This window comes from Bradyrhizobium hipponense, assembly GCF_008123965.1.
GTDB classification, from domain to species: Bacteria; Pseudomonadota; Alphaproteobacteria; order Rhizobiales; family Xanthobacteraceae; genus Bradyrhizobium; species Bradyrhizobium hipponense.
The window spans coordinates 29,217-51,079 of sequence record NZ_VSTH01000056.1 but is presented as its reverse complement, the minus strand read 5'-3'; the positions used below and the strand labels follow the sequence as shown (position 1 = coordinate 51,079).

Sequence of the window (21,863 nt, the reverse complement as noted above, 5' to 3'; positions counted from 1 at the left end):
AACGCCCGGCATCAAGCCGGGCGTTTCTCTTTAGTCGAGGCTTTCACAGTTGCGAAGAATATTTGATTTGCAACCGCCGCCTTTTTAATCGCGTGCAACGCACTCAATCACGTGTGCAGCGCACGCGTCAGTTACGCGTAAGGTAGTTTCAATCGCGCGCGATGCACATCGCAATGCCCATGCCACCGCCGATGCAAAGCGTGGCAAGGCCCTTCTTCGAGTCGCGCTTCTGCATCTCGTGCAGCAGCGTCACCAGCACGCGCGCGCCGGAGGCGCCGACCGGATGGCCGATCGCGATCGCGCCGCCATTGACGTTGACCTTGGAGGTGTCCCAGCCGAGGTCCTTGTTGACGGCGCAGGCCTGTGCCGCGAAGGCCTCGTTGGCTTCGATCAGGTCGAGGTCGCCGACATTCCAGCCGGCCTTCTTCAGCGCAGCGCGCGAGGCCGGGATCGGGCCAGAGCCCATGATCTTCGGATCGACGCCGGCCTGCGCCCAGGACACGATTCGCGCGAGCGGCTTCTTGCCTTCCTTGGCAGCCTGCTTGGCGGTCATCAACACCACGGCAGCGGCGCCGTCGTTGATGCCGGAGGCCGAACCTGCGGTGACCGTACCTTCTTTCTCAAAGGCGGGCTTGAGCTTCGCCATCCCGTCAAGCGTTGCACCATGGCGCGGATATTCGTCGGCGCTGACGACAACGTCGCCCTTGCGGGTTTTGATGGTAACGGAGACGATCTCGTCGTTGAACTTGCCGGCCTTCTGCGCGGCCTCGGCCTTCTGTTGCGAGGCGACCGCGAACTCGTCCTGCTGGGCGCGCGTGATCTGCCATTGGCGCGCGACGTTCTCGGCGGTGTTGCCCATGTGATAGCCGTTGAAGGCATCCCACAGGCCGTCCTTGATCATCGTGTCAATGAACTCTACATTGCCCATCTTGACGCCGCCGCGCAGGTACTGGGCGTGCGGAGCCATGCTCATGGATTCCTGGCCGCCGGCGACGACGATTTCGGAATCTCCGTTGAGCAGGGCCTGATAGCCGAGTGCAACGGTGCGCAGACCCGAGCCGCAAAGCTGATTGACGCCCCAGGCCGGACTCTCCACCGGAATCCCGGCGGCAATCGATGCCTGGCGGGCCGGGTTCTGGCCCTGAGCTGCAGTGAGAATCTGGCCCATGATGACTTCCGAAACGCGGCCGGGCTCGATGCCACCGCGCTCCAGCGCGGCCTTGATGGCGATAGCGCCAAGCTCGTGGGCGGGAAGGGTCGCGAACGCTCCGTTGAAGCTTCCGACCGGGGTGCGGGCGGCGCTGACGATGACGACATCGTCTGTCATGGGCATCTCCTGGGGTTGAAGGGGGCAGACGGGGCTGGGAAACGGCTCGCCAGTCTCGGACGGCATCCTGTTAACGTCGTTGAGGCATGTCAATCGATAGGTGGCCGAATTCATGCCGCAGCGCATTCAAAATAGCGTTCTTGGCGATTTCGCAAGCACGTTTTTGCTGCCCGATTAACCGTGGCGCACAAAACGGTAGCGTGACCCCTTTGAAAATGCTTATTTTGTTGCGTTGCGTACTCTTCCCGCCCTGCGGCATTTGCCCGCCGGGTTCCCGTTCTCCGCGTTTTGCAAGTGAGAGCCCATGGCGAAATCAGACCAACCCACCACCATCAAGAAATACGCGAACCGGCGGCTCTATAATACCGGAACGAGTACTTATGTGACTCTGGAAGACCTTGCCGCCATGGTCAAGGACGGCGAAGACTTCCTGGTCTACGATGCCAAGACCGGCGACGACATCACTCGCTCCGTGCTCGCCCAGATCATCTTCGAGCAGGAGAACAAGGCCGGCCAGAACCTGCTGCCGACCACCTTCCTGCGCCAGCTCATCCGCTTCTACGGCGACAGCATGCAGATGGTGGTGCCGAAATATCTGGAGCAGTCGATCGCCACGCTCACTCAGGAGCAGGAGAAGTTCCGCAAGCAAATCGCCAACTCGCTCTCCGGAACCCCGTTTGCGCCGCTGGAAGAACAGGTCCGCCGCAACATGGAGCTGTTCCAGCAGACTTTCTCGATGTTCAAGCCGTTCGCGCCCACTACGGGCCGCCCGGGGACAACCACGGCGGAGCCCGAGCCGGATGCGAGCGCCGAGCCGGCAAAAGACACCAACATCGACGATCTGCGCCAGCAGATGAAGGAGATGCAGGAGCGCCTCGAGCGGATGTCGAAGAAGGAAGAGTAGGTCCTTCGTGCGCCGGAGCGGCCGCGCCCGCGGGCGCTTTTCCTGGGGTCACTGCGGCGCCGCCAACCGACCTGGATCGTCTCCGAGCGCCTGCTCACCCTAGGGCCGAGGCATACGCCATGTCCGACCGAACCGCGCATTGGGACCACGTCTACACCACCAAGGGCGAGTCTGAAGTCAGCTGGTTTCAGGACACCCCGACGATCTCGCTGGAGATGATCCGCGCGGCCCGTCCAGATCATGCGGCCGCGATCATCGATATTGGCGGCGGCGCGTCGCGATTGGCCGATAGCCTTCTGCAGGAGGGATATCGCGACATCGCCGTACTGGATCTCTCAGCCAACGCGCTTGAAACCGCAAAGAAACGAATCGGCGCGGCTGCCGCAACGATCGACTGGATCGTCGCCGACGCCACGACATGGCGGCCGGCGAAGACATACGATGTTTGGCACGATCGCGCGGCATTCCACTTCCTGACCGATCCGCACGACAGGGCAGCTTACGTCGAGCGCCTGCGATCGGCGGTTGCAGCCGGCGGCTACGTCATCATCGGCACCTTCGCGCTGGATGGTCCGGAAAAGTGCAGCGGCCTACCTGTCCAGCGGCATGACAGCGCAAGCCTTTCGGTGGAGCTCGGACCGGCCTTCGAACTCATCGAGACGCGCAGCGAGACGCATCATACGCCATGGCATTCGACACAGGCCTTTCAGTTCAGCCGGTTCAGGAGACGGGCTGCTTAAGGCGTCGCCCCGCGCACGCTCAGGCCCATAGCTTCGCGGTGCTTCCGCAATTCGTCATTGCGAGCGCAGCGAAGCAATGACGGAGTTCGCGGAAGTAGCTAGCTCAAGCCGCCAACTTCACTGCATGCGCAAAGTCCCAATAGAGCTTGCGCGCTTTGGTGTAGAACGGGCCCGGCTTCAGCTCGCGGTCGTCGATGCGGATCACGGGCGCGACCTTGGCGAAATTGCCGGTGGAGAATATCTCGTCGGCGGCGAGGAAGTCCGCATAACGTAGCGTCTTTTCGACCACGGTGACGCCGTCGGCGCGGAGCAGACCGATCACGCGCTGGCGCGTGATGCCGTTGAGGAAGGTGCCGTTCGGCACCGGTGTGAAGACCACGCCATCCTTGGCCATGAACACATTGGAATTGCCGAACTCCGCGACATTGCCGAGCATGTCGAGCATCAGCGCGTTGTGGAAGCCACGGGAAGCGGCCTCCGACAGCGCGCGCGAATTGTTCGGATAGAGGCAGGCCGCCTTGGCTTCGACCGGCGCGCATTCCGCGGTGGGCCTGCGGAACGGCGACAGCGTGATGGCGTTGCCGACGGGTTTGGGCATCGGCGCCTCGTAGATGCAAAGGCACCAATTGGTGGTCTCGGGGTCGAACAGCACGCCGCCGCCGGCACCGTTCTGCGCCCAGTACATCGGACGTATATAGAGTTCGGCATTGGCCGAGAAGCGCGCCAGGCCCTCGCGAGCGAGCGTGAGCCAGGTGTCGGTCTCGACCACCGGCTTCAGGCCAAAATTGATCGCGGATTGATTGGCGCGGGCGATGTGGCGGTCGAGATCGGGCGCGACGCCTTCGAAGGCGCGCGCGCCGTCGAACACGACCGAGCCGAGCCATGCGGCATGCGTTCGTGGGCCCATGATCGGCACGTTGCCGTCGTGCCATTTGCCTTCGAAGAAGGTCCAACTCGGCGAATATTCGATGGGCTTTTTGATCTCGGCCATGACCGGCCTCCCTTGGAAAGATCGAGGCACTATTATCCCAATTCCTAAAGGATTTCCTGCGGGGAAATGGTGCGTTACCCTCTCCCCTCGTGGGAAGGAAAGATCCATGCCGCTCGATCCGCTTGCAAAGCGTCTGTTGACCATGATGGATGCGGCTGCGCCGCAGGCACGGAGCCGGCCGAGCGTGGAGGCGCGGCGGCAATCCCTGGCGAAGCTGATGCAGTTTGCGCGAGCCGAGGCACCGGATGTCACGACCTTCGACGGCAGGCTTCCCGGTCCCGGCGGCGAACTGCCCTATCGCCTCTATGTGCCCGCGAGCGCCGGTGAGCGTGCGCCCGGCTTCGTGTTCTTTCACGGCGGCGGCCTCGTCGCCGGCAGCATTGCGACGCACGACCGGATCGCGGCAGCGCTTGCGCACGCGACCGGCTGCCGGCTGGTCTCGGTCGATTACCGCCTCGCGCCCGAGCACAAGTTCCCTGCTGCCGTCGACGACGCGGTCGCCGCCGCCGAATGGGTCGCGCGCGAAGCCTCCTCGCTCGGCATCGACGCCGGGCGGCTGGTGGTCGGCGGCGATTCCGCCGGCGCGACGCTAGCCGCGATCGTGTGCCAGGACGCCGCGCAGAACGCCGGCCTCTCGATCGTCGCGCAATGCCTGATCTGCCCGGTGCTGGATTTCGAAGAGACCTCGCCCTCGCGCGAGACGTTCGCCGAAGGCCATCTGATCGATCGCGCGACGATCGAGGCCGATCTAGCCGACTATTTGCCCGACGGCATCGACACCGCCGATCCCCGCATCTCGCCGTTGCGCGCAACGCAGCTCGCGGGCCTGCCGACCGCGATCATCCACACCGCCGAATTCGACCCGATGCGCGACGAGGGCAATGCCTATGCACGCAAGCTGCTCGCCGCGGGCGTTACAATCGAGCACGTCTGCCACGACGGCATGGTTCACAATTTCCACGCCATGGGCGCCATCCTGCCGCAGGCGCAGCTCGTGCTGTCGCTGATCGGCGAGCAGGTGCGGCGGGCGGTGGAGACCTGAGGCGCGGTTGGGCCCCTCTCCCCTTGTGGGAGAAGGGAAAGCTGCGTCACGCGCGCGCGTTGAGGACGGCCCTTGCCGCCACGACGTAGTCCGGCCAATGCGCGTCAGCATAACGCTCGGCCTGGCGCGCGCAGGTAACGTCGGGCGCGTGCGCTGCTGCGATCATCCGCGCAAAACGTTCTTCAGCCACCGTCGCGTCGTCGGTCACGGGCGACGGCGCCGCGGTGGCCATTGCGGTCGGAGCCACGGCGAGTCCCATCAGTCCGGCGAGCAGGATGCGGCGTGACGTCTTCATGGCTGTCGTCCTTCGTTAGGCGGCCCGCACTCTGGCGCGCGAGTGTGTCGGTGCGATCACGGTAGAGTAACCGCGCCCATCTGCGCAGTCCACCGCTCGCGGATAGCGCTTGACCACACGAACGATCACGTTCCATCTAGCAAGCGATCTCGTCATCAAAGCGCCACGCCCCGGATGGTCACGTGTTCCACCGCAGCCAATTGTTCCGCCCGGCCTTGCGCGCCTTCGCAATGGGACTGCTCTGCCTGATGGCGTCGGCAGGCACCACTTTCGCGGCTGAAGCCGACGAGAACGTACCCGCAAAGCCGGCTGTTCCGAACATCTATCTCGATCTGCGCACGACCTATGCGACGATCCCGGCCGGGACGCTCGGGCTCGGCTTCGGCAACAATTCGCTCTCGGCGGCGCTCGAAGCACTGGCGGCGCGTCGAGGCGTGGCGCTCCCGAACGGCCTTCCGGCCGCGAAGTCAATCGCCGTCGACCTGCCGCTGACGGTCGACGTCAGCGATCGCGTGTCGCTCTATGCCGGTGTGTCCGGCTCGACGACGGACATCGGCGGCGGCTGGACGCCGTTCGACATCACGAGCTGGAACATCGGCGTGCAAGCGGACCTGTACCAGCAGAACGGCGGGAGGATCCCGACGATCACGCTGCAATCGACCCTGACGCAGTCGGTGCCGAACGAACCGGGCATGACGACCTCGTTCAATAACATCCTGGAATTCGACTACGCGCTGGACGAGGACGAGACGCGGGGCTGGCTCGCCGGCATGCAATACACCCACACCGACATCGCCATACAATTCGCCAGCATCCGGCCGAACAACATCCTCTATGCGGGTGGCTATTACCAATGGCCGAGCAACTGGAAGTTCACGGGGCGCCTGGGCGTGCAATCGTTCGGCGGCGCGCAGCTTGGAGGCCGGACGCTGGCGGAGCCCTTCACTCAACCGATCCTGCGGCTCGACCTCGACCGCATGGACGACAACGACAACCGCCTGTTCGGCATCACAGCGCAGATCGCGTGGATGCCGAAGCCGTCCTACCAACTGACGCTGCGGACGCCACTCTACGCGGTACGCAACTGACGGCGGTAGAGCGCAACAAATGCGTTCGTTGGTTACCGCCCCCGCCGCCGCGCAAGGCGGCGGAGTGACGGCGCGAGCCGATCAGTCCGGCACCGGCACGTCGAATGTGTTGAGCGTAACGGAGACCATGCAGTAGACCCCGACCAGATAGGACAGCTCGGCCGCGCCGTGCTCGCCGAACTCCCTGACCGCAGCCCGATAGGTCAGCTCCGGCAGCACACCGCCGTTCACCAGCGCCGACGCCACGTCGTAGGCGACCGCTTCCTGCTTGGTGAGATCCACCGGCCGCTGCCCGGCGACGATGGTCGCGAGTTTTTCGTCGGACAGGCCGCGTTGCTCGGCGACCAGCACGTGGGCGTAGAGCTCGTAGCCGGAGCGGAAATGCGAACCGGTGACGAGGATCGCGACCTCGCGCACCGCCGCCGGCAGCAGCGGATTCGATGCGATCGCCTTGACCAGCTCCCATATCGGCTTGCCGAAGCGCGGCTCGCGGATCCAGGGATTCCAGGGCCCGAGCAGCGCGCCGTCGTCGCGCATGTTCACAAAGCCCTTGAAGTGGTCCTTGATGCCCGCTCGCATGTCGTCATAGAGCGGCTTCTGTTCGTCGGTCAGATCTTTCGGATCGAGAATGGGAAGACGCACGGCAGATCTCCTCGTTGAGAAGGCGCGAAACTCGCCCGCACGCGCGCGCAAGGCAAGTGAAGTTGCCGTGACATGAAGGGGCGCCGCCGGCATCAAGTCGACTCGGACGCGCCGGCAATGGTTGCGGTCAGCGCCGCTACTCAGGACTCTGCGGGCTCTGTGGATTGACGACGTCGTCGACCGCGAGCGTCAACGGCTGCGCGGTATCGAGGAACGACGACAAGGCGGCTTCGAACGGCGCTGGATCCAGGCCGCGCGCTTTCAGCCATTCGGGCTCGTAATAGGTCTGCCGGTAGCGTTCGCCGGAATCGCAGATCAGCGTCACTAGCGATCCCGTCTGGTTCGCGTTTCGCATCTCGGCAGCGAGCCGGCACAGCGCCAGGAAGTTGGTTCCGGTGGAGCCGCCCACCGCGCGGCGCAGCCGGCGCGACAGCACGTTCATCGCCGCGATCGACGCCGCATCCGGGATCTTCATCATGCGATCGACCACGCCCGGCACGAAGGAGGGTTCGCAGCGCGGCCGGCCGACGCCTTCGATCAGCGAAGGTCTTTCGCAAGTCCGGGAGCGATCCTGGGAACGGAAGCAGTCAAAGAAAGCGGAATGCTCGACATCGGCCACGCACAGCCGCGTCGGATACTGGCGGTAGCGCAAATAGCGGCCGATGGTGGCCGAGGTGCCGCCGGTGCCCGCGCCCATCACGATCCAGTCCGGCAACGGACGCGTCTCGCCCTTCAATTGCGTGAAGATCGACTCGGCGATGTTGTTGTTGCCGCGCCAGTCGGTGGCGCGCTCGGCAAAGGTGAACTGGTCCATGTAGTGGCCGTTCAGGCGGGCGGCGAGCGCGGCGGCCTCCGCATAGAGCGCGCGACCGTCGTCGATCAGGTGGCAGTTGCCGCCATAATGCTCGATCGCGGCGATCTTCTCCGCCGACGTCGTGCGCGGCATCACGGCGTAGAACGGCACGCCGATCATCTGCGCGAAATAGGCTTCCGAAACCGCGGTCGATCCCGACGATGCTTCGATAACGGGCGTGCGTTCGCGGATATGACCGTTGCAGAGCGCGTAGAGGAACAGCGAGCGCGCCAGCCGGTGCTTCAGGCTGCCGGTCGGATGTGTGGACTCGTCCTTCAGATAGATGTCGATGCCGGCCAGCGCCGGCACGATCAGCCGGATCAGATGCGTGTCGGCCGTGCGGCACTGGTCGGCCTCGATCGCAGCCACGGCCTCGTCGACCCAGCCGCGGCTGTAGGCTGGTGCGACCGGATCTTGCTGGCGGAAAGGAAGTGGCTGCATCGACTGAACCTCTCATGATGCGGATCGTGCATCAATAGCTTCCGCTCAGAACTCCAGCGGCGCGTTGTCGACGACTTCCTTCATCACGAAAAAGGTGCGGGTCTGGCGTACGCCGGGCAGCGCGATCAGCTGCTCGCCATGGATGCGGTTGAAATCCTCCATGTCGCCGACGCGGATCTTCAGGAAGTAGTCGAAGTCGCCGGCGACGAGGTGGCAGTCGAGCACGAACTTCAGCTTCGTAATCGCCTGCTCGAAGATCGCGAAGCTTTCCGGCGTCGAGCGATCGAGCACGACGCCGACCATCACCAGCGTGCCCTTCGCCACCTTCTTCGGCGCCACCATGGCGCGGACGGCAGCGATAAAGCCGTCCTCGAACAGGCGCTGGGTGCGGCGATGGCAGGTGGCGGGGCTGATCGCCACCGTCCCGGCCAGCTCTGCGTTGCTGAGTCGGCCGTTATTTTGCAGCAATCGCAAGATCTTAAGGTCGATACGGTCGAGCCGTGACGACATGAAAGAAGCTTTCTCTTATGGGCCGATTGACGGAAGAAATTAATGCTATTTTGTCGGCGCCCGCAACAATGTCCTCATATATTACGCAGTATTTGAGAGCACATTTTGTCCGGCCGATGCTAGGCGCAGGGGGCCAATTCAACGCCAATCGGGATCACCTCGCATGCTGGAAAAATTCGCCCGCTATCCGCTGACCTTCGGTCCGACGCCCATCGAGAAGCTGGAGCGGCTGTCAAAGCACCTCGGCGGCGATGTCGAAATCTATGCCAAGCGCGAGGACTGCAATTCCGGCCTCGCCTATGGCGGCAACAAGCTGCGCAAGCTCGAATACATCATCCCGGACGCGATCGCCTCGAACGCCGACACGCTGGTCTCGATCGGCGGCGTTCAGTCGAACCATACCCGCATGGTCGCGGCGGTCGCCGCCAAGATCGGCATGAAGTGCCGCCTGGTGCAGGAAGCCTGGGTGCCGCACGAGGACGCCGTCTATGACCGCGTCGGCAACATCATGCTCTCGCGCATCATGGGCGCCGACGTGCGCCTCGTCGACGACGGCTTCGACATCGGCATCCGCAAGAGCTGGGAGGAGGCGATCGAGGAGGTGAAGGCTGCGGGCGGCAAGCCCTACGCGATTCCGGCCGGCGCGTCCGTGCACAAATTTGGCGGCCTCGGCTATGTCGCCTTCGCCGAGGAGGTCCGCAAGCAGGAAGCCGAGCTCGGCTTCAAGTTCGACTACATCGTCGTCTGCACCGTCACCGGCTCCACGCATGCCGGCATGCTGGTCGGCTTCGCCGCCGACGGCCGTGCGCGAAAGGTGATCGGCATCGATGCCTCGTTCACGCCCGCACAGACCAAGGCGCAGGTGCTCTCGATCGCGCAGAACACGGCCAAGCTCGTCGAGCTCGGCAAGGACCTCGTCGCAGACGACGTCGTGCTGATCGAGGACTACGCCTATCCCGCCTATGGCGTGCCGTCGGAGGAGACCAAGGAGGCGATCCGCCTCACCGCGCGGCTCGAAGCCATGATCACCGACCCCGTCTATGAGGGCAAGTCGATGCAGGGTCTGATCGACCTGACGCAGAAGGGATATTTCGAGAAGGGCGCAAAGATCCTCTACGCCCATCTCGGCGGCGCACCGGCGCTGAACGGCTATGGCTATACGTTCCGGAACGGCTGAGAGGCTTAGTTCGGGCCTCACACACCGGTGTCGTCCCGGACAAGCGTCAGCGCAGATCCGGGACCCATAGCCACAGGGAGTGGTTTGGCGAAGACTTGCAGTTCGGTACTCCTACCGATCGCAATCGATAGATTCCGCGGTATGGATCCCGGATCTGCTCTCCGCTTCGCTGCGCTTGTCCGGGATGACGATGCGGAGGGAGTGGTGGATGCTAAAGTCCGTAGCCCTACCGCGTCCGCACGATCTGCAGCAGCTCGTCTCCGTAATGCTCGAGCTTCTTGTCGCCGATACCGGGCACGTTACGCAGTTCGTCGAGCGTGGTCGGCCAGGCCCGGACGATGCCGTCGATGGTGGCATCGTGCAGCACGACATACGCGGGCACACCGCGCTCGCGCGCGATGTCTGACCGCCAGGACCGCAGCCGCGCACGCAATTCAGGATCGACATCGCCTTGCGCCGCGCTTGCCGCAGGCGCGAGGTCGCCGCGGCGGGATTTGGCGCGGCTTGACCGGATACGAGTGCCGGGCGCTTCCTCGCGCAGCCACACCTCGACCTCGCCGCGCAGCACGCCGCGCGAGGAGTCCGTCAGCTTCAGCGCGCCAAAGGCTTCGCTGTCGCTCTGCAAATGCCCCATCGCCATAACCTGCCGCAGCACGGTGCGCCATTGCTTCTCGTTAAGCTCGCGGCCGATGCCGAACACCGAGAGCTTGTCGTGGCCGAACTGCGTCACCTTGTCGGTGAGGCGCCCGATCAGCACGTCGATCAGGTGCATGGCACCAAAACGCTGGCCGGTGCGATAGACGCAAGAGAGCAGCTTCTGCGCCAGTACCTTGCCGTCGCGCATCTGCGGCGGCGTCAGGCAATTGTCGCAATTGCCGCAATTCTCGCCGTGCAGGGTCTCGCCGAAATAGCCGAGCAGCCGCTTACGCCGGCATTGCGCGGTTTCGGCGAGACCGACCAACGCGTCGAGCTTGCCGATCGAGACCCGCTTGAAATCGTCGGATGCCGCGGATTCGTCGATCATGCGGCGCTGCTGCACGATATCGGAGAGGCCGTAGGCCATCCAGGCCGCAGACGGCTTGCCGTCGCGGCCGGCGCGCCCGGTCTCCTGGTAATAGGCCTCGATGCTCTTGGGTAGATCGAGATGGGCGACGAAGCGCACGTCCGGCTTGTCGATACCCATGCCGAAGGCAATCGTCGCGACGATGACGATGCCGTCCTCGTTGAGGAAGCGGTCCTGGTTGCGCGAGCGCACGCTGCTGTCGAGCCCGGCGTGATAGGGCAGTGCCGCAATGCCGGCATCGTCGAGCGCGGCGGCGACCTCCTCGACCCGATTGCGGGACAGGCAATAGACCACGCCGGCATCGCCCGCATGGCGCTCCCGAATGAACTCCTTCAGTTGCGACACCGCATTGCGCTTGTCGACGATCTCGTAGCGGATGTTTGGCCGGTCGAAGCTGGAGACGAATTGCGGGCTGCCCCCAAGCTGGAGCCGCTCGACGATCTCCTTCCGCGTCAAATCGTCGGCGGTCGCGGTCAGCGCAATGCGCGGCACGGTTGGAAAACGCTCGGCGATGATGGAGAGCCCGACATATTCGGGCCGGAAATCATGGCCCCATTGCGAGACGCAATGGGCTTCGTCGATCGCAAACAGCGCCACCTTTGCCTGCGCCAGCATCGACAGGCAGCGCGGCGTGACGAGACGTTCCGGCGCGACATAGAGCAAGTCGAGATCGCCTGCGATCAGGCGGCGCTCGATGTCCGAGGCCTCCTGCGGCGTCAGCGACGAGTTCAGCGCGGCAGCATTGACACCCGCCTCGATCAGACCGGCGACCTGGTCGCGCATCAGCGCGATCAGCGGCGACACCACGATGCCGCAGCCTTCACGCAGCAACGACGGCAATTGATAGCACAACGACTTGCCGCCGCCGGTCGGCATCAGCACCAGACAATTGCCGCCCTCGGTGACATGCCGGATGATCTCGCCTTGCGCGCCGCGAAACCCCGGCAGACCAAATACCGAATGCAGCACCGAGAGCGCGTCGCGGCCGTCGGCCGGCGCAGGCAACGAAGCGGTGGAGGAAGCGGACATGGGCGGAGCGGAACCGGACCGTGAGATTCGACAACAAGGCCAGTCGCATGACGGCGCAGTCGTGGCAAGACTGTTTGCGCGGCAAGACGATGTCTTCCCCTCTCCCCTTGTGGGAGAGGCCGGCATAGGCGGCCTTTGGCCGCCGTACTTGGAACGCCGATGCATCGCATCGGCTATGGCGTAGCGGCGAGACGGGTGAGGGGTTTTGTCTGCGAACTCGATCGAGATTGCTTGCGGAGACGACCCCTCATCCGGCGCTTCGCGCCACCTTCTCCCACAAGGGAAGAGGGGAAGAAGAAGGCTCCTTACGCCCCAATCCTTCGCAACGCTTCCGCGACCGTCACGATCGGCATGCTGCGCTTCTCGGCCGCCTTCAGCGCGTGACGCAGCAGATTCGGCGAGCAGCCATAGGGGCTCGGCGCATCCGCAACGTCATGGCCATAGAAGATCAGCCAGCCGCCGCTTGCGATCGCCGCGTCGAAATAGCGATCGATGCCGGACGAATCGATCTCGCAATCGACCAGAGGCGAGGCACGCAGGAACTGGAGGTCGACGACGTCGCGATTGACGCCGGGAAGGATGCCGCGCGCCGAGCGGAAGGCTTTTGCCAGCTGCGGCTTGCGCCAGACCGAGGCGAGGCCATACGGATAGGCGAAGTTCTCCAGCACGATCGAGGAATCGATGGCACGAAAATAGCTGCGGTTCCGCTCGATCTCACGTGCCATGGTGGCCTCGTTGAGATCGACCGCGCGCAGATGCGAGAAGGTATGGCAGGCGATCTCGTGGCCGGCGCGATGAAGCCGCACGATCGCCTCATTCGACAGTCCGCGCCAGTGATCCCCGGGCTGGTCGATCAGGCTGCCGGCCAGGTAGAACGTGCCGCGGCCGCCATGCTGCTCCAGCAGCGAAGCGCCCTCGCCCGCGGCACTGTCGGGCGCATCATCGAAGGTAAAGCTGACCATTGGCGCATGAGGCGGCAATCTGTGCGGCGCGGCGCGAAAATGCCGGGCCAGCCGATTGCTCATGCGTCCCTGGAGTGCCGACCACACGATCGCGTTTCCTGTTTGCCCGACCTCGTCACTGAAGCATTCATGTGTCGTTTGAGGCAAGCTTCACACTTTATTAGCCCTAACGCGAAATCCGTAATCTGAACCTAGCGCGCGAGCAGCGGGGCTTTGGTGTCAGCAGCGAGATATTGCAACCAGTTGCGGAAAAGTGCCGCTGCAGCGCTGCCGGCCGCGATATCGGCGCGCAACGTCAGCGCGGGCAGATCGTTCGTCAGCGCCGGATGACGCTGGTGCCTCACCCGTTTCTCGAATCGGGCAAGTTTCTCTTCCGTCTCTGCGTCAAAATAACTCACGGGCAGGTGCGGATAAGTCTCGCGCTCGCGGGCGAGATAGCGGCCGATGTCGCGCAGATATTCGCGCTGGAGCGACAGCGCGTCGTATTCGGGATGGCCCTGGAAGAAGACGAACCGGCTGGCATATTGCCGAACGAAAATGTCGATGCCGGCCTCGGCCGAGCGCGTCAGCACCTGATAGCCGGCCTGCGTGAGATCGCTCTCGGCGACTTCGTTCAGACGCGAATGCGAAACCTTGAGCGGAGCAGGCGCCGCACGTGTCAGCGCATCATCGGTGACCGGCTCGCAGTCGAAGATGCCGTGACATTTCGCCGGCAGCCGCCGCCGTCCGATGCGGTCGAGATGCAGCACCGCCGCATGCGCGGCCAGGCACGACCAGATCGTCGAGCGCGTGTTGACCTTGGCCCAGTCGATCAGCTCGGTGAGATCGCGCCAGTACGGCTCCTGGTCGAGCTCAGGCGCGACCGGTTCGGCGCCGGTCACGATCAGCCCATCGAACTTGTGCCGTTTGAGATCGGCGAGATCGGAATACTCGCTTTCGACATGCCATTTCGCTTCGGGCGAGCGTTTCACCGACGGCAGCGAGAAGCAATGGAAGCGGATGCGGCGTGGCCCGGCAGCGGCCTGGAGCAGCTTCATGAACTGCCGCTCGGTCGCCTTCAGCGCCGGGTCCGGCATGTTGTTGATCAGCCCGATGGTGAGCTCGGCGCCGCCATGATCGCGCGCGAGATCGACCTCTCCGGGCACCAGGGCCGGGCTCGAGATACCTTGATCCCTGTCGATCAAGAGCGTCATCGGCGCCGCCGCCTACTCCGCGGCCTGGAGACGCGCCGACGGGCAGGCCTTTTCCAGCGCCTGGTCGATGTCCTCGATGATATCCGCGGCATGCTCGATGCCGATTGAGAGGCGGATCGTCTCCGGCAGCACCCCGGCGACGCGCTGCTGCTCGGCCGACATCTGCCGGTGCGTGGTCGAGGCCGGATGGCAGGCCAGCGACTTGGCATCGCCGATATTGACCAGACGCGTGATCAGCTTCAGCGCGTCGTAGAAAGTCTTGCCGGCTTCCATGCCGCCCTTGATACCGAAGGTGAACAGCGAGGAGGCGTTGCCGTCGAGATATTTCTGCACCAGCGGATAATAAGGGCTATTGGGGAAACCCGTGTAATTGACCCAGGCCACGCGCGGGTCGGCACGCAGGAATTCGGCGACCTTGCGCGCGTTCTCGACGTGGCGTTCCATGCGCAGCGCCACGGTCTCGATACCCTGGAGCAGCAGGAAAGCGTTGAACGGCGACAGCACCGAACCCATGGTGCGCTGATAGATGCTGCGCGCGCGCTCGATATAGGCGGTGCGGCCGAACCGCTCGGCATAGACCAGTCCGTGATAGGAGGCGTCAGGCTTGTTGTAGCCCGGGAAGCGCTCGGCATGCTTGGCCCACGGGAAATTTCCGGAATCGACGATGGCGCCGCCGAGCGTGGTGCCGTGGCCGCCCAGGAATTTGGTCAGCGAATGCACGGCGATGTCGGCGCCGTAGTCGAACGGCTTGAGCAGGATCGGGGTTGCAACCGTGTTGTCGACGATCAGCGGCACGCCATGCGCATGCGCGATTTTGGCCAGCGCCTCGATATCGCAGACATTGCCGGCGGGATTGCCGATGGTCTCGGCGAACACCGCGCGGGTGTTCTCGTCGATCAGTTTCTCGATCGCCTCAGGCTTGTCGCTCTCGGCGAAGCGGCCGGCGATGCCCTGGCGCGGCAGGATGTGGGAGAGCAGCGTGTGCGTGGTGCCATAGAGCTGCGGCACCGAAGCGATGTTGCCGCCATGGTCGGCGACGTTGACGAAAGCGAAATGCAACGCGGCCTGGCCGGTCGCGACCGCGAGCGCGCCGACGCCGCCTTCGAGCTGGCTGATGCGCTTCTCCAGCACCGCGCTGGTCGGATTGGCGATGCGGCTGTAGCGATAGCCTTCGGCTTCGAGATTGAACAGGGCTGCGCCATGATCGGCGCTGTCGAAAGCGTAGGCCGCGGTCTGGTAGATCGGCACGGCGACCGCGTGCGTCGTGGCTTCGGGTTCGTAGCCGGCGTGAATAGCGATCGTCTCGTTGCGCATCGTCCACCTCCACGTGGGGCGGGCCGCACTTAATTGGCCTTTATGGGCATGTGCGTTGTCCGCCGTCCCCGTGTTAGAGGCGGGTGGTAAAGCGGGCAATAATTCGCCTAGAGATCGAGGAAGTAACCCTAACGGTTGTTGGAGAATTGCCCGAAATTTGAATGAAATTGGATTGATGAATTCGGGCGTCTGGTGCAGCAGGCACTATGCCCCTCCTTCTCCCCTTGTGGGAGAAGGTGGCGCGAAGCGCCGGATGAGGGGTCTCTAACCGCACGGTAAGTCTACATTCGCGGAGAGAGACCCCTCACCCGTCTCGCCGCTATGCGGCGAGCCACCCTCTCCCACAAGGGGAGAGGGAAAGGCTGTCAATGCGGCAACAGCGCGAGGGGCTCAGGCCATCATCTCCCACAGACTATGTGTGAGCACGCCGGCACGCTTCTCGATCGCGGCCGCCGCATCGAGTGCGAGGTCCTCGCGGTAGCGGCCGGCGATGAGCTGCACGCCGATTGGCTTGCCGTCGTGCAGCGCCACCGGCACCACCGCGCCGGGCAGGCCCAGCACGTTGATCGCGGAGATGAAGCGGATCTCGCCCCAGAAGATCTCGCGGACGCGCTCGGCGCTGATCGTGTCCTCGCGCGGGCCCGGCGTTGGTTTCACCGTGGTCGGCGCCAGCACGACCGGATACTCCTCGAAGAACAATTGCCAGGCGCGAATATGGCCGCTGCGCGCGGCGGTAGCGCGCATCCAGGCGGGAAGATCGAGCACGCTCGCCTTGGCCTTCATGCCGTTCCACGCCTTGTGGAAGTCTTCCGAAGTCACCTTCAGCATGCCGGTTTCCAGCATCACCACCGTCTCGTTGGTGATGATGTCGCACCAGGTCTGCCAGACGCCGTTGATGTCGGGCACATCGACCTCGCTGACGCGATAGCCGGACCGCTCGAGATGATCGGCAGCCTGGCGCAACGCCGCGGCGACCTGCGGATCCACATCCATGTCCTCGGGAATTTTGGCGAGCGCGACCTTGATCGGTCCCCTCGGCTTCGGTCCGACCAGCGGCGCCGGCACCCACCAGGGGTCGCGCGGATCGCGCTGGCTCATCACCTCCAGCGCGAGGCGAACGTCGCCGACGTGGCGGGCGAGCGGCCCCTGCGCCGACATCAGATGCGCCAGCATCGGCCGCTCCGCAGTTGCGCTTCCGTTGAAGGCGGGAATGCGCCCCTGCGTCGGCTTGATGGTGGCAACGCCGTTGCAATGCGCCGGCCAGCGCAGCGAGCCGCCGATGTCGTTGCCATGCGCGATGGTGCCGATGCCGGCGGCGACCGCCGAGCCTGCGCCGCCCGAGGAGCCGCCGCAGGTGATGTTCGGATCCCAGGGATTGAGCGTCAGCCCGTGCAGCGGATTGTCGGTGAAGCCGCGGAAGGAGAATTCCGGCGTATTGGTGAGGCCGAGGACGATCGCGCCGGCTTTCTTCAGGTTGCGCACCACCGGCGAGTCTGACGGCGCGACGAGGTCCTTGTTGGAAGGAACGCCGTTGAAATTGGGCCGGCCTTCGTAGTCGACGTTCTCCTTGATGGTGATGGGAACGCCGTGCAACAAACCAAGCTCGCCGTCCTTGGCGCGCTGCTTGTCGGCCGCATGCGCAGCCTTCAACGCTTCCTCGCCGAGATCGACGACGACCGCATTCAGTTTGGGATTGACCGCGCGCATCCGATCGAGATGCGCTTCGACGGTCTCGACCGCAGAGATTGCGCCGGCGCGGATCGCGGCCGCAGTCTCCACCGCCGACCATTGCCATGCCGGCCCCTTCGGGCGGCGCGCCGCGGTCGGTTTGCGTGGTGAGGACTGCTTTCCGATCCTTTTGACCGTCTTCGCCGCCTTTTTGGCTGTCTTCTTCGCTGCTTTGGCTACGGCGCCCTTGCGGGCGGTGTCCGTCTTGCTCGAGGTATCCGCTACTTTTTTCGAAGCGCTTTTCTTCTTGGTCGCCGCCTTCTTCGCCACGTCGCATTCTCCTGAAATTGCGCAGCGAAGTTACGGACGGCGCGTCGCTGTGTACAGACGCGTTTCTGCATGGCGCGTTGTCATGCTTCTTACTCGGCGGGGCATGCCGCGACTGCGGCCTGCGTGCGGTCAAGCCGGAGGCTCCACAGCGCCAGCACGAGGCCGACCGCCGTAATCCCCGCCGCGACCAGCGGCAGTGCGGAGAGGCCGAGCCCGCGGTCGATCGTGAGGCCGCCGGCCCAGGCGCCGAGCGCATTGCCGAGATTGAACGCGGCGATGTTGAGGCTCGAGGCGAGCGTCCGTCCGCTGGGGCCGGCCGCTTCCAGCACGCGAAGCTGGAGCGGCGCGACCGTTGCGAATGCGGCGATGCCGAGCAGCAGGATCAGCGCGATGGCGAGGAGCTTGATCGACAGCACGGCGGCAAGACCAAGCAGCACGGTGGCAAGCGCGGCGAGCGTGCCGATCAGGGCGCGCGCGAGGCCATGGTCGGCGAGCTTGCCGCCGGCCACATTGCCTATCGCAAGGCCACCGCCGAACACCAGCAGGATTGGCGAGACCGCCGCCTCCGAAAAGCCGGCGAAGCGCGTCAGGATCGGCTGGATATATGTGAACACGACGAATAGGCCTGCGAAGCCGAACACGGTCATGGCAAGGCCGAGCAGAACCTGCGGACGGCCGAGCACCGAGACTTCCTCGGCGAGCGAGATCGGCTTGTCGCCGTTGCCGACATGGCCGGGCACCAGCAGCGCGACCACCGCAAAGGCGATCACGCCGATCACCGTCACCGCCCAGAACGCCGCGCGCCAGCCCAGTATCAGGCCGAACCAGGCGCCGAAGGGAACGCCGAGCAGGGTTGCAACGGTCAGGCCTATGAACATGGTCGATATCGCGGAGGCCCGCTTGTCCTCGGCAACGAGACTGGTTGCAACCACCGAGCCGACACCGAAGTAGGTGCCGTGGGCGAGCGAGGTCAGCACCCGCGCCGCCATCAACAATTCGTAGTTCGGCGCCAGCGCACAAGCCGCATTGCCGATGGTAAAGATTGCCATCAGCGCCAGCAGCACCGTCTTGCGCGGCATTCTACGTGTGGCCAAGGTCAGCACCGGGGCTCCGACGAATACGCCGAGCGCATAGCCGGAGATCAATAGGCCCGCGACCGGCACGGAGACGTGCATGTCCGCGGCGACCTGAAGCAGCAGGCCCATGATAATGAATTCGGTAGTGCCGATGCCGAAGGCACCGGCAGTGAGGGCGAGGACGGCGGCAGGCATGCATGGCTCCGATGAATGGGTACCGAGCCACGCAGATAGAAGCAGGGCAGCAAAACCATTAGGATGTCCACAATCCAATGATTTGTGACGTGAATTCAACATGGCCCGTTTCGACACCAACCGCTCCGCCGAGATGGAAGTCTTCGTCGGCGTCGTCGACCTCGGCGGCTTCACCCAGGCTGCGCGAAAACTGCGCTTGACGCCATCGGGGGTGAGCAAGCTGATCTCGCGGCTGGAGGCGCGGCTCGGCACGCGGCTGATCAACCGCACCACCCGCAAGCTCACGCTGACGGAAGAAGGCAAGGCCTTCTACCAGCACTCGGTGCGCATACTCGCCGAGATGGAGGAGGCTGAGCGCGAGGCCGCCTCAGGCGCTGCGCCGCGCGGCCGCCTCGCCGTCAACAGCAGCATTCCCTTCGGCATGCTGCATGTTATGCCGCTGATCCCGCGCTTCCTGGAACAACATCCCGACGTCACGCTCGATCTCGTGCTGACCGACACGCTGATCGACCTGATGCAGGAGCGCGCCGACGTCGCGATTCGTGTCGGCCCCTTGCGAGCTTCACGCCTTGTCGCGCGAAAGCTCGGCACCAGCCGCATGGTCGTGGTCGGCGCGCCGGATTATCTGACCCGCTTCGGCACGCCGAGGACGCCGGCGGATCTGGCAGATCACCGCGGCATCGGCTGGACCTTCCCGCGCTCGATCCGCGCCTGGCCGTTCAAGCGCGGCAAGCGCACTGAGGAAGCCGCACCGCCGCCGGCCGCCCGCGCCAGCGACGGCGAAGTCGCCCGCCGCCTCACCCTCGGCGGCGTCGGCCTCGCCCGCCTCGCCCTCTTCCACGTCGGCCCCGACATTGAAGCGGGCCGCCTCGTGCCGGTTCTCCAGAGTTACAATCCCGGCGACCGCGAAGACATCCACGCCGTCTATGTCGGCCACAGCGCACCACTGCCTGCGCGCGTGCGGGCGTTCATCGACTTTCTGGCGGAGCATGTGCGGGTAAGCGACCCGGCGCTGAAGCGGGCGGGGGATGGGAGGTGGCGGCTAGTGGGATCGGATACATGAAGGTCGGAAGCGTGGTCAGCGAGAAGCTCGCAAAACAATTCGCCGACGCGAGCGCGTTTGGATTGGCCTGCGCCAGGAACGCATACGAGGGCGAACGCACCAAGTCGCTCTGGCTCCAGTGCATGGGGACAAGGCCCACAGCTACGACACATTTGATGACCTTCTCGACGTTGCAGACATTCAACGAGTATTCCTGCATACCGCCGCTCGGCGATGACCAGGTAGTCCAGTTCCGTCTTGACGGCGGCACGCCAAGCCATGTCAGGCTGCTCTCATATGCCTTCAGCTCGGCGAATGGGCTCGCAGTGGCTGCATCGCTATTACTTCGTCACGATCCGGCGCGTCGGCACGACGGTGCTAGTCGGCGCCATCGGCGACAGCGAGAACGTCAGCCATGTATTCCAGCCGGCCGGCCGATTTTCTGCGGCGAACTCGCCGTACCCCTTCAGGTTCAAATATCCCTGCCAGTCTCCAACCGGAAACAGGTATCCGATCTGAGGACCGACTCCCACTACGCGCGACCGGAAACCGCCGAGGATCGGACGCTGACCAAAATCGTCCGTGATCTGTTGATAGTAGTAGCCGACGAGTCCGACGAAAAGCTGCTTCGACAGAAACTGCGAAGCACCCCAGTCAATGTGAAAATCGATGCCGTTCTGGTACTGCGTGTCAGGATTTTTGAAATTGTAAGTGAAACCGGCGACGGCCGAAAATTCGTGCCCCAACTTCTCATTGAAATAGGTGTAGCCGCCGCCGCCGTCGATCGCGCCGTGGCCAATGCCAAGGTTCGCAAGGCGGATCGGATCGTAGGCGCCAACGGGGATGTCACCGGTCAAATAGGTCATGAAATTGTGGACGCCGGCATTCCACTTCAGCGTTACCTGCGGATACAGATCTCCCACGGAGGTGATTGAATCAGAGAGCGTGCCCGTGCGCGTTGTCGCAAAGGGCCCGACGACCGTCGTCAGTGTGCCGTCGAGCGTTGCGGCGGATCGGCCAAACAAGCCGGTGATGCCGACCGCCAATTGTCCGCCGAGTACCGGGGTCGCGAACGTATACGTCGGATTGAGCAGCAGAAGATCCGCCTGCGCGTTTAGACGCAGATTTAAATCAACATTGACGTTAGCGGGGATCCTGCCGACGCGGATTTCTCTTGCGGCGGCTGCACTACCGAAGGCGGACACGCTGGTGTGATAGTAGACTTCGGCCATTGACCAGCCAGGCACGGCAGGCACTGCTGCGAGGCTGCTGAAGCGGCCTGGAAGCCAATATGAAACACCATCCTCATCGGCATATGCGGTGTTGGAGAACAATCCGGCCGCTGCCAACGCTAACCCGATCGTTGCGCCAACCAGCCGACAATGGGAGTTTGATTCCGATATGCACCGCATCATCTGCTTGTCCTCCTGCCCACGTACAGACAGCGTATCAGGCCACGCTTCGATGTCTCGCGCCAAGATAGCGAGCTGCTCAGATTGCGCTCCGGCTGTTGCGATGAAGTCACGCCGCCGTACGATCCGCTCCGTAAAAATGAAGGACAGTACCCCTGACCTCACTGTGCTGAGCCATTGTTGCTGTAGAGCTGTAACGATTTCGCAGCGTTGCGAAAAGAGCGAGTCAGTAACGGCGACATTCCGACTCCCAACGGTTAGCCTGGCGTGGCGCATTCAACACTCGACACCAGGACACGATCTGAGGTAGAGTGCCCGTGCGTGTTGGGAGTATATTGTGATGCATATTCGCAAAATTACTGATCTCCCCGCCTTCATCGTCAAAGCTCCAGCATTTGTACGGCAAACGTAGCGACGAGCACGAACTGGTCGGAGCACCAGTCGTGCACGAACGATATTGATTCAGACCAAGACGGAAACTGCCCCGAGTTGCAGATGTTGGCGACGCGCCGCCGACCGTGAGAGAAGATTCGTAATCCAGAAAATTCAGATCAATTCGGTTTTCGGGA

General features: G+C 63.9%; 19 protein-coding genes. 6 read left to right on the top strand and 13 right to left on the bottom strand.

Going from position 1 to position 21,863, the window contains the following annotated elements:
- Positions 1–148 precede the first annotated feature (148 nt).
- Positions 149–1,327 (bottom strand): acetyl-CoA C-acetyltransferase, encoded by a 1,179-nt coding sequence (locus tag FXV83_RS18220; RefSeq protein ID WP_148740776.1) that lies wholly within the window; start codon positions 1,325–1,327, stop codon positions 149–151.
- A gap of 304 nt (positions 1,328–1,631) precedes the next feature.
- On the opposite strand from FXV83_RS18220, the gene phaR reads away from it, so the two are divergent.
- Positions 1,632–2,231, top strand: coding sequence for a polyhydroxyalkanoate synthesis repressor PhaR (phaR, locus tag FXV83_RS18215; RefSeq protein WP_148740775.1), 600 nt, complete (start codon positions 1,632–1,634; stop codon positions 2,229–2,231).
- A 119-nt stretch (positions 2,232–2,350) separates the two neighbouring features.
- Entirely contained in the window at positions 2,351–2,971 is a 621-nt protein-coding gene (locus FXV83_RS18210) for a class I SAM-dependent methyltransferase (protein WP_148740774.1), read from the top strand.
- A 103-nt stretch (positions 2,972–3,074) separates the two neighbouring features.
- Here the strand turns inward: FXV83_RS18210 and FXV83_RS18205 are convergent, their stop codons facing one another.
- Positions 3,075–3,962: a branched-chain amino acid aminotransferase gene (locus FXV83_RS18205; RefSeq protein ID WP_148740773.1), complete on the bottom strand. Its 888-nt coding sequence runs from the start codon at positions 3,960–3,962 to the stop codon at positions 3,075–3,077.
- Between the two features lie 106 nt (positions 3,963–4,068).
- On the opposite strand from FXV83_RS18205, the gene FXV83_RS18200 reads away from it, so the two are divergent.
- Positions 4,069–5,004 (top strand): alpha/beta hydrolase, encoded by a 936-nt coding sequence (locus FXV83_RS18200; protein ID WP_148740772.1) that lies wholly within the window; start codon positions 4,069–4,071, stop codon positions 5,002–5,004.
- Between the two features lie 46 nt (positions 5,005–5,050).
- Here the strand turns inward: FXV83_RS18200 and FXV83_RS18195 are convergent, their stop codons facing one another.
- Positions 5,051–5,299, bottom strand: a complete 249-nt coding sequence (locus FXV83_RS18195) for a hypothetical protein (RefSeq protein WP_148740771.1) — start codon at positions 5,297–5,299, stop codon at positions 5,051–5,053.
- Between the two features lie 215 nt (positions 5,300–5,514).
- Here FXV83_RS18195 and FXV83_RS18190 point away from each other — a divergent pair, with 215 nt between their 5' ends.
- The gene (locus FXV83_RS18190) at positions 5,515–6,387 is read left to right on the top strand and encodes a hypothetical protein (RefSeq protein ID WP_148740827.1); all 873 of its coding nucleotides are present in this window, start codon (positions 5,515–5,517) and stop codon (positions 6,385–6,387) included.
- A gap of 81 nt (positions 6,388–6,468) precedes the next feature.
- Here FXV83_RS18190 and FXV83_RS18185 read toward each other — a convergent pair whose 3' ends face one another.
- The 3 genes from FXV83_RS18185 to FXV83_RS18175 form a co-directional block, all read right to left on the bottom strand.
- Complete coding sequence (locus FXV83_RS18185) at positions 6,469–7,029, bottom strand: carboxymuconolactone decarboxylase family protein (protein WP_148740770.1); 561 nt, start codon at positions 7,027–7,029, stop codon at positions 6,469–6,471.
- A gap of 136 nt (positions 7,030–7,165) precedes the next feature.
- Positions 7,166–8,323 carry a PLP-dependent cysteine synthase family protein gene (locus tag FXV83_RS18180; RefSeq protein WP_148740769.1) on the bottom strand — a complete coding sequence of 386 codons (1,158 nt, stop codon included), beginning with the start codon at positions 8,321–8,323 and terminating at the stop codon, positions 7,166–7,168.
- 45 nt (positions 8,324–8,368) lie between these two features.
- Complete coding sequence (locus FXV83_RS18175; RefSeq protein WP_148740768.1) at positions 8,369–8,833, bottom strand: Lrp/AsnC family transcriptional regulator; 465 nt, start codon at positions 8,831–8,833, stop codon at positions 8,369–8,371.
- 163 nt (positions 8,834–8,996) lie between these two features.
- On the opposite strand from FXV83_RS18175, the gene FXV83_RS18170 reads away from it, so the two are divergent.
- Complete coding sequence (locus FXV83_RS18170; protein ID WP_148740767.1) at positions 8,997–10,010, top strand: 1-aminocyclopropane-1-carboxylate deaminase; 1,014 nt, start codon at positions 8,997–8,999, stop codon at positions 10,008–10,010.
- 226 nt (positions 10,011–10,236) lie between these two features.
- On the opposite strand, the gene recQ is transcribed toward FXV83_RS18170, so the two are convergent.
- The 6 genes from recQ to FXV83_RS18140 form a co-directional block, all read right to left on the bottom strand.
- A complete protein-coding gene (recQ, locus tag FXV83_RS18165) occupies positions 10,237–12,102 on the bottom strand; it encodes a DNA helicase RecQ (protein WP_148740766.1) in 1,866 nt (621 codons plus the stop codon).
- Between the two features lie 305 nt (positions 12,103–12,407).
- Positions 12,408–13,151 (bottom strand): polysaccharide deacetylase family protein, encoded by a 744-nt coding sequence (locus tag FXV83_RS18160; protein WP_148740765.1) that lies wholly within the window; start codon positions 13,149–13,151, stop codon positions 12,408–12,410.
- Between the two features lie 104 nt (positions 13,152–13,255).
- Positions 13,256–14,257 carry a homoserine O-succinyltransferase MetA gene (metA, locus tag FXV83_RS18155; protein WP_148740764.1) on the bottom strand — a complete coding sequence of 334 codons (1,002 nt, stop codon included), beginning with the start codon at positions 14,255–14,257 and terminating at the stop codon, positions 13,256–13,258.
- A 12-nt stretch (positions 14,258–14,269) separates the two neighbouring features.
- Positions 14,270–15,571 (bottom strand): O-acetylhomoserine aminocarboxypropyltransferase/cysteine synthase family protein, encoded by a 1,302-nt coding sequence (locus FXV83_RS18150; protein WP_148740763.1) that lies wholly within the window; start codon positions 15,569–15,571, stop codon positions 14,270–14,272.
- A gap of 390 nt (positions 15,572–15,961) precedes the next feature.
- On the bottom strand, positions 15,962–17,569 hold the full coding sequence (locus tag FXV83_RS18145) for an amidase family protein (RefSeq protein ID WP_148740762.1): 1,608 nt from the start codon (positions 17,567–17,569) through the stop codon (positions 15,962–15,964).
- An 89-nt stretch (positions 17,570–17,658) separates the two neighbouring features.
- Positions 17,659–18,840 (bottom strand): MFS transporter, encoded by a 1,182-nt coding sequence (locus tag FXV83_RS18140; RefSeq protein ID WP_148740761.1) that lies wholly within the window; start codon positions 18,838–18,840, stop codon positions 17,659–17,661.
- Between the two features lie 100 nt (positions 18,841–18,940).
- Between FXV83_RS18140 and FXV83_RS18135 the strand changes: the two genes are divergently transcribed.
- A complete protein-coding gene (locus FXV83_RS18135) occupies positions 18,941–19,903 on the top strand; it encodes a LysR family transcriptional regulator (protein WP_148740760.1) in 963 nt (320 codons plus the stop codon).
- 320 nt (positions 19,904–20,223) lie between these two features.
- On the opposite strand, the gene FXV83_RS18130 is transcribed toward FXV83_RS18135, so the two are convergent.
- On the bottom strand, positions 20,224–21,297 hold the full coding sequence (locus FXV83_RS18130) for a SphA family protein (RefSeq protein WP_148740826.1): 1,074 nt from the start codon (positions 21,295–21,297) through the stop codon (positions 20,224–20,226).
- Positions 21,298–21,863 lie beyond the last annotated feature (566 nt).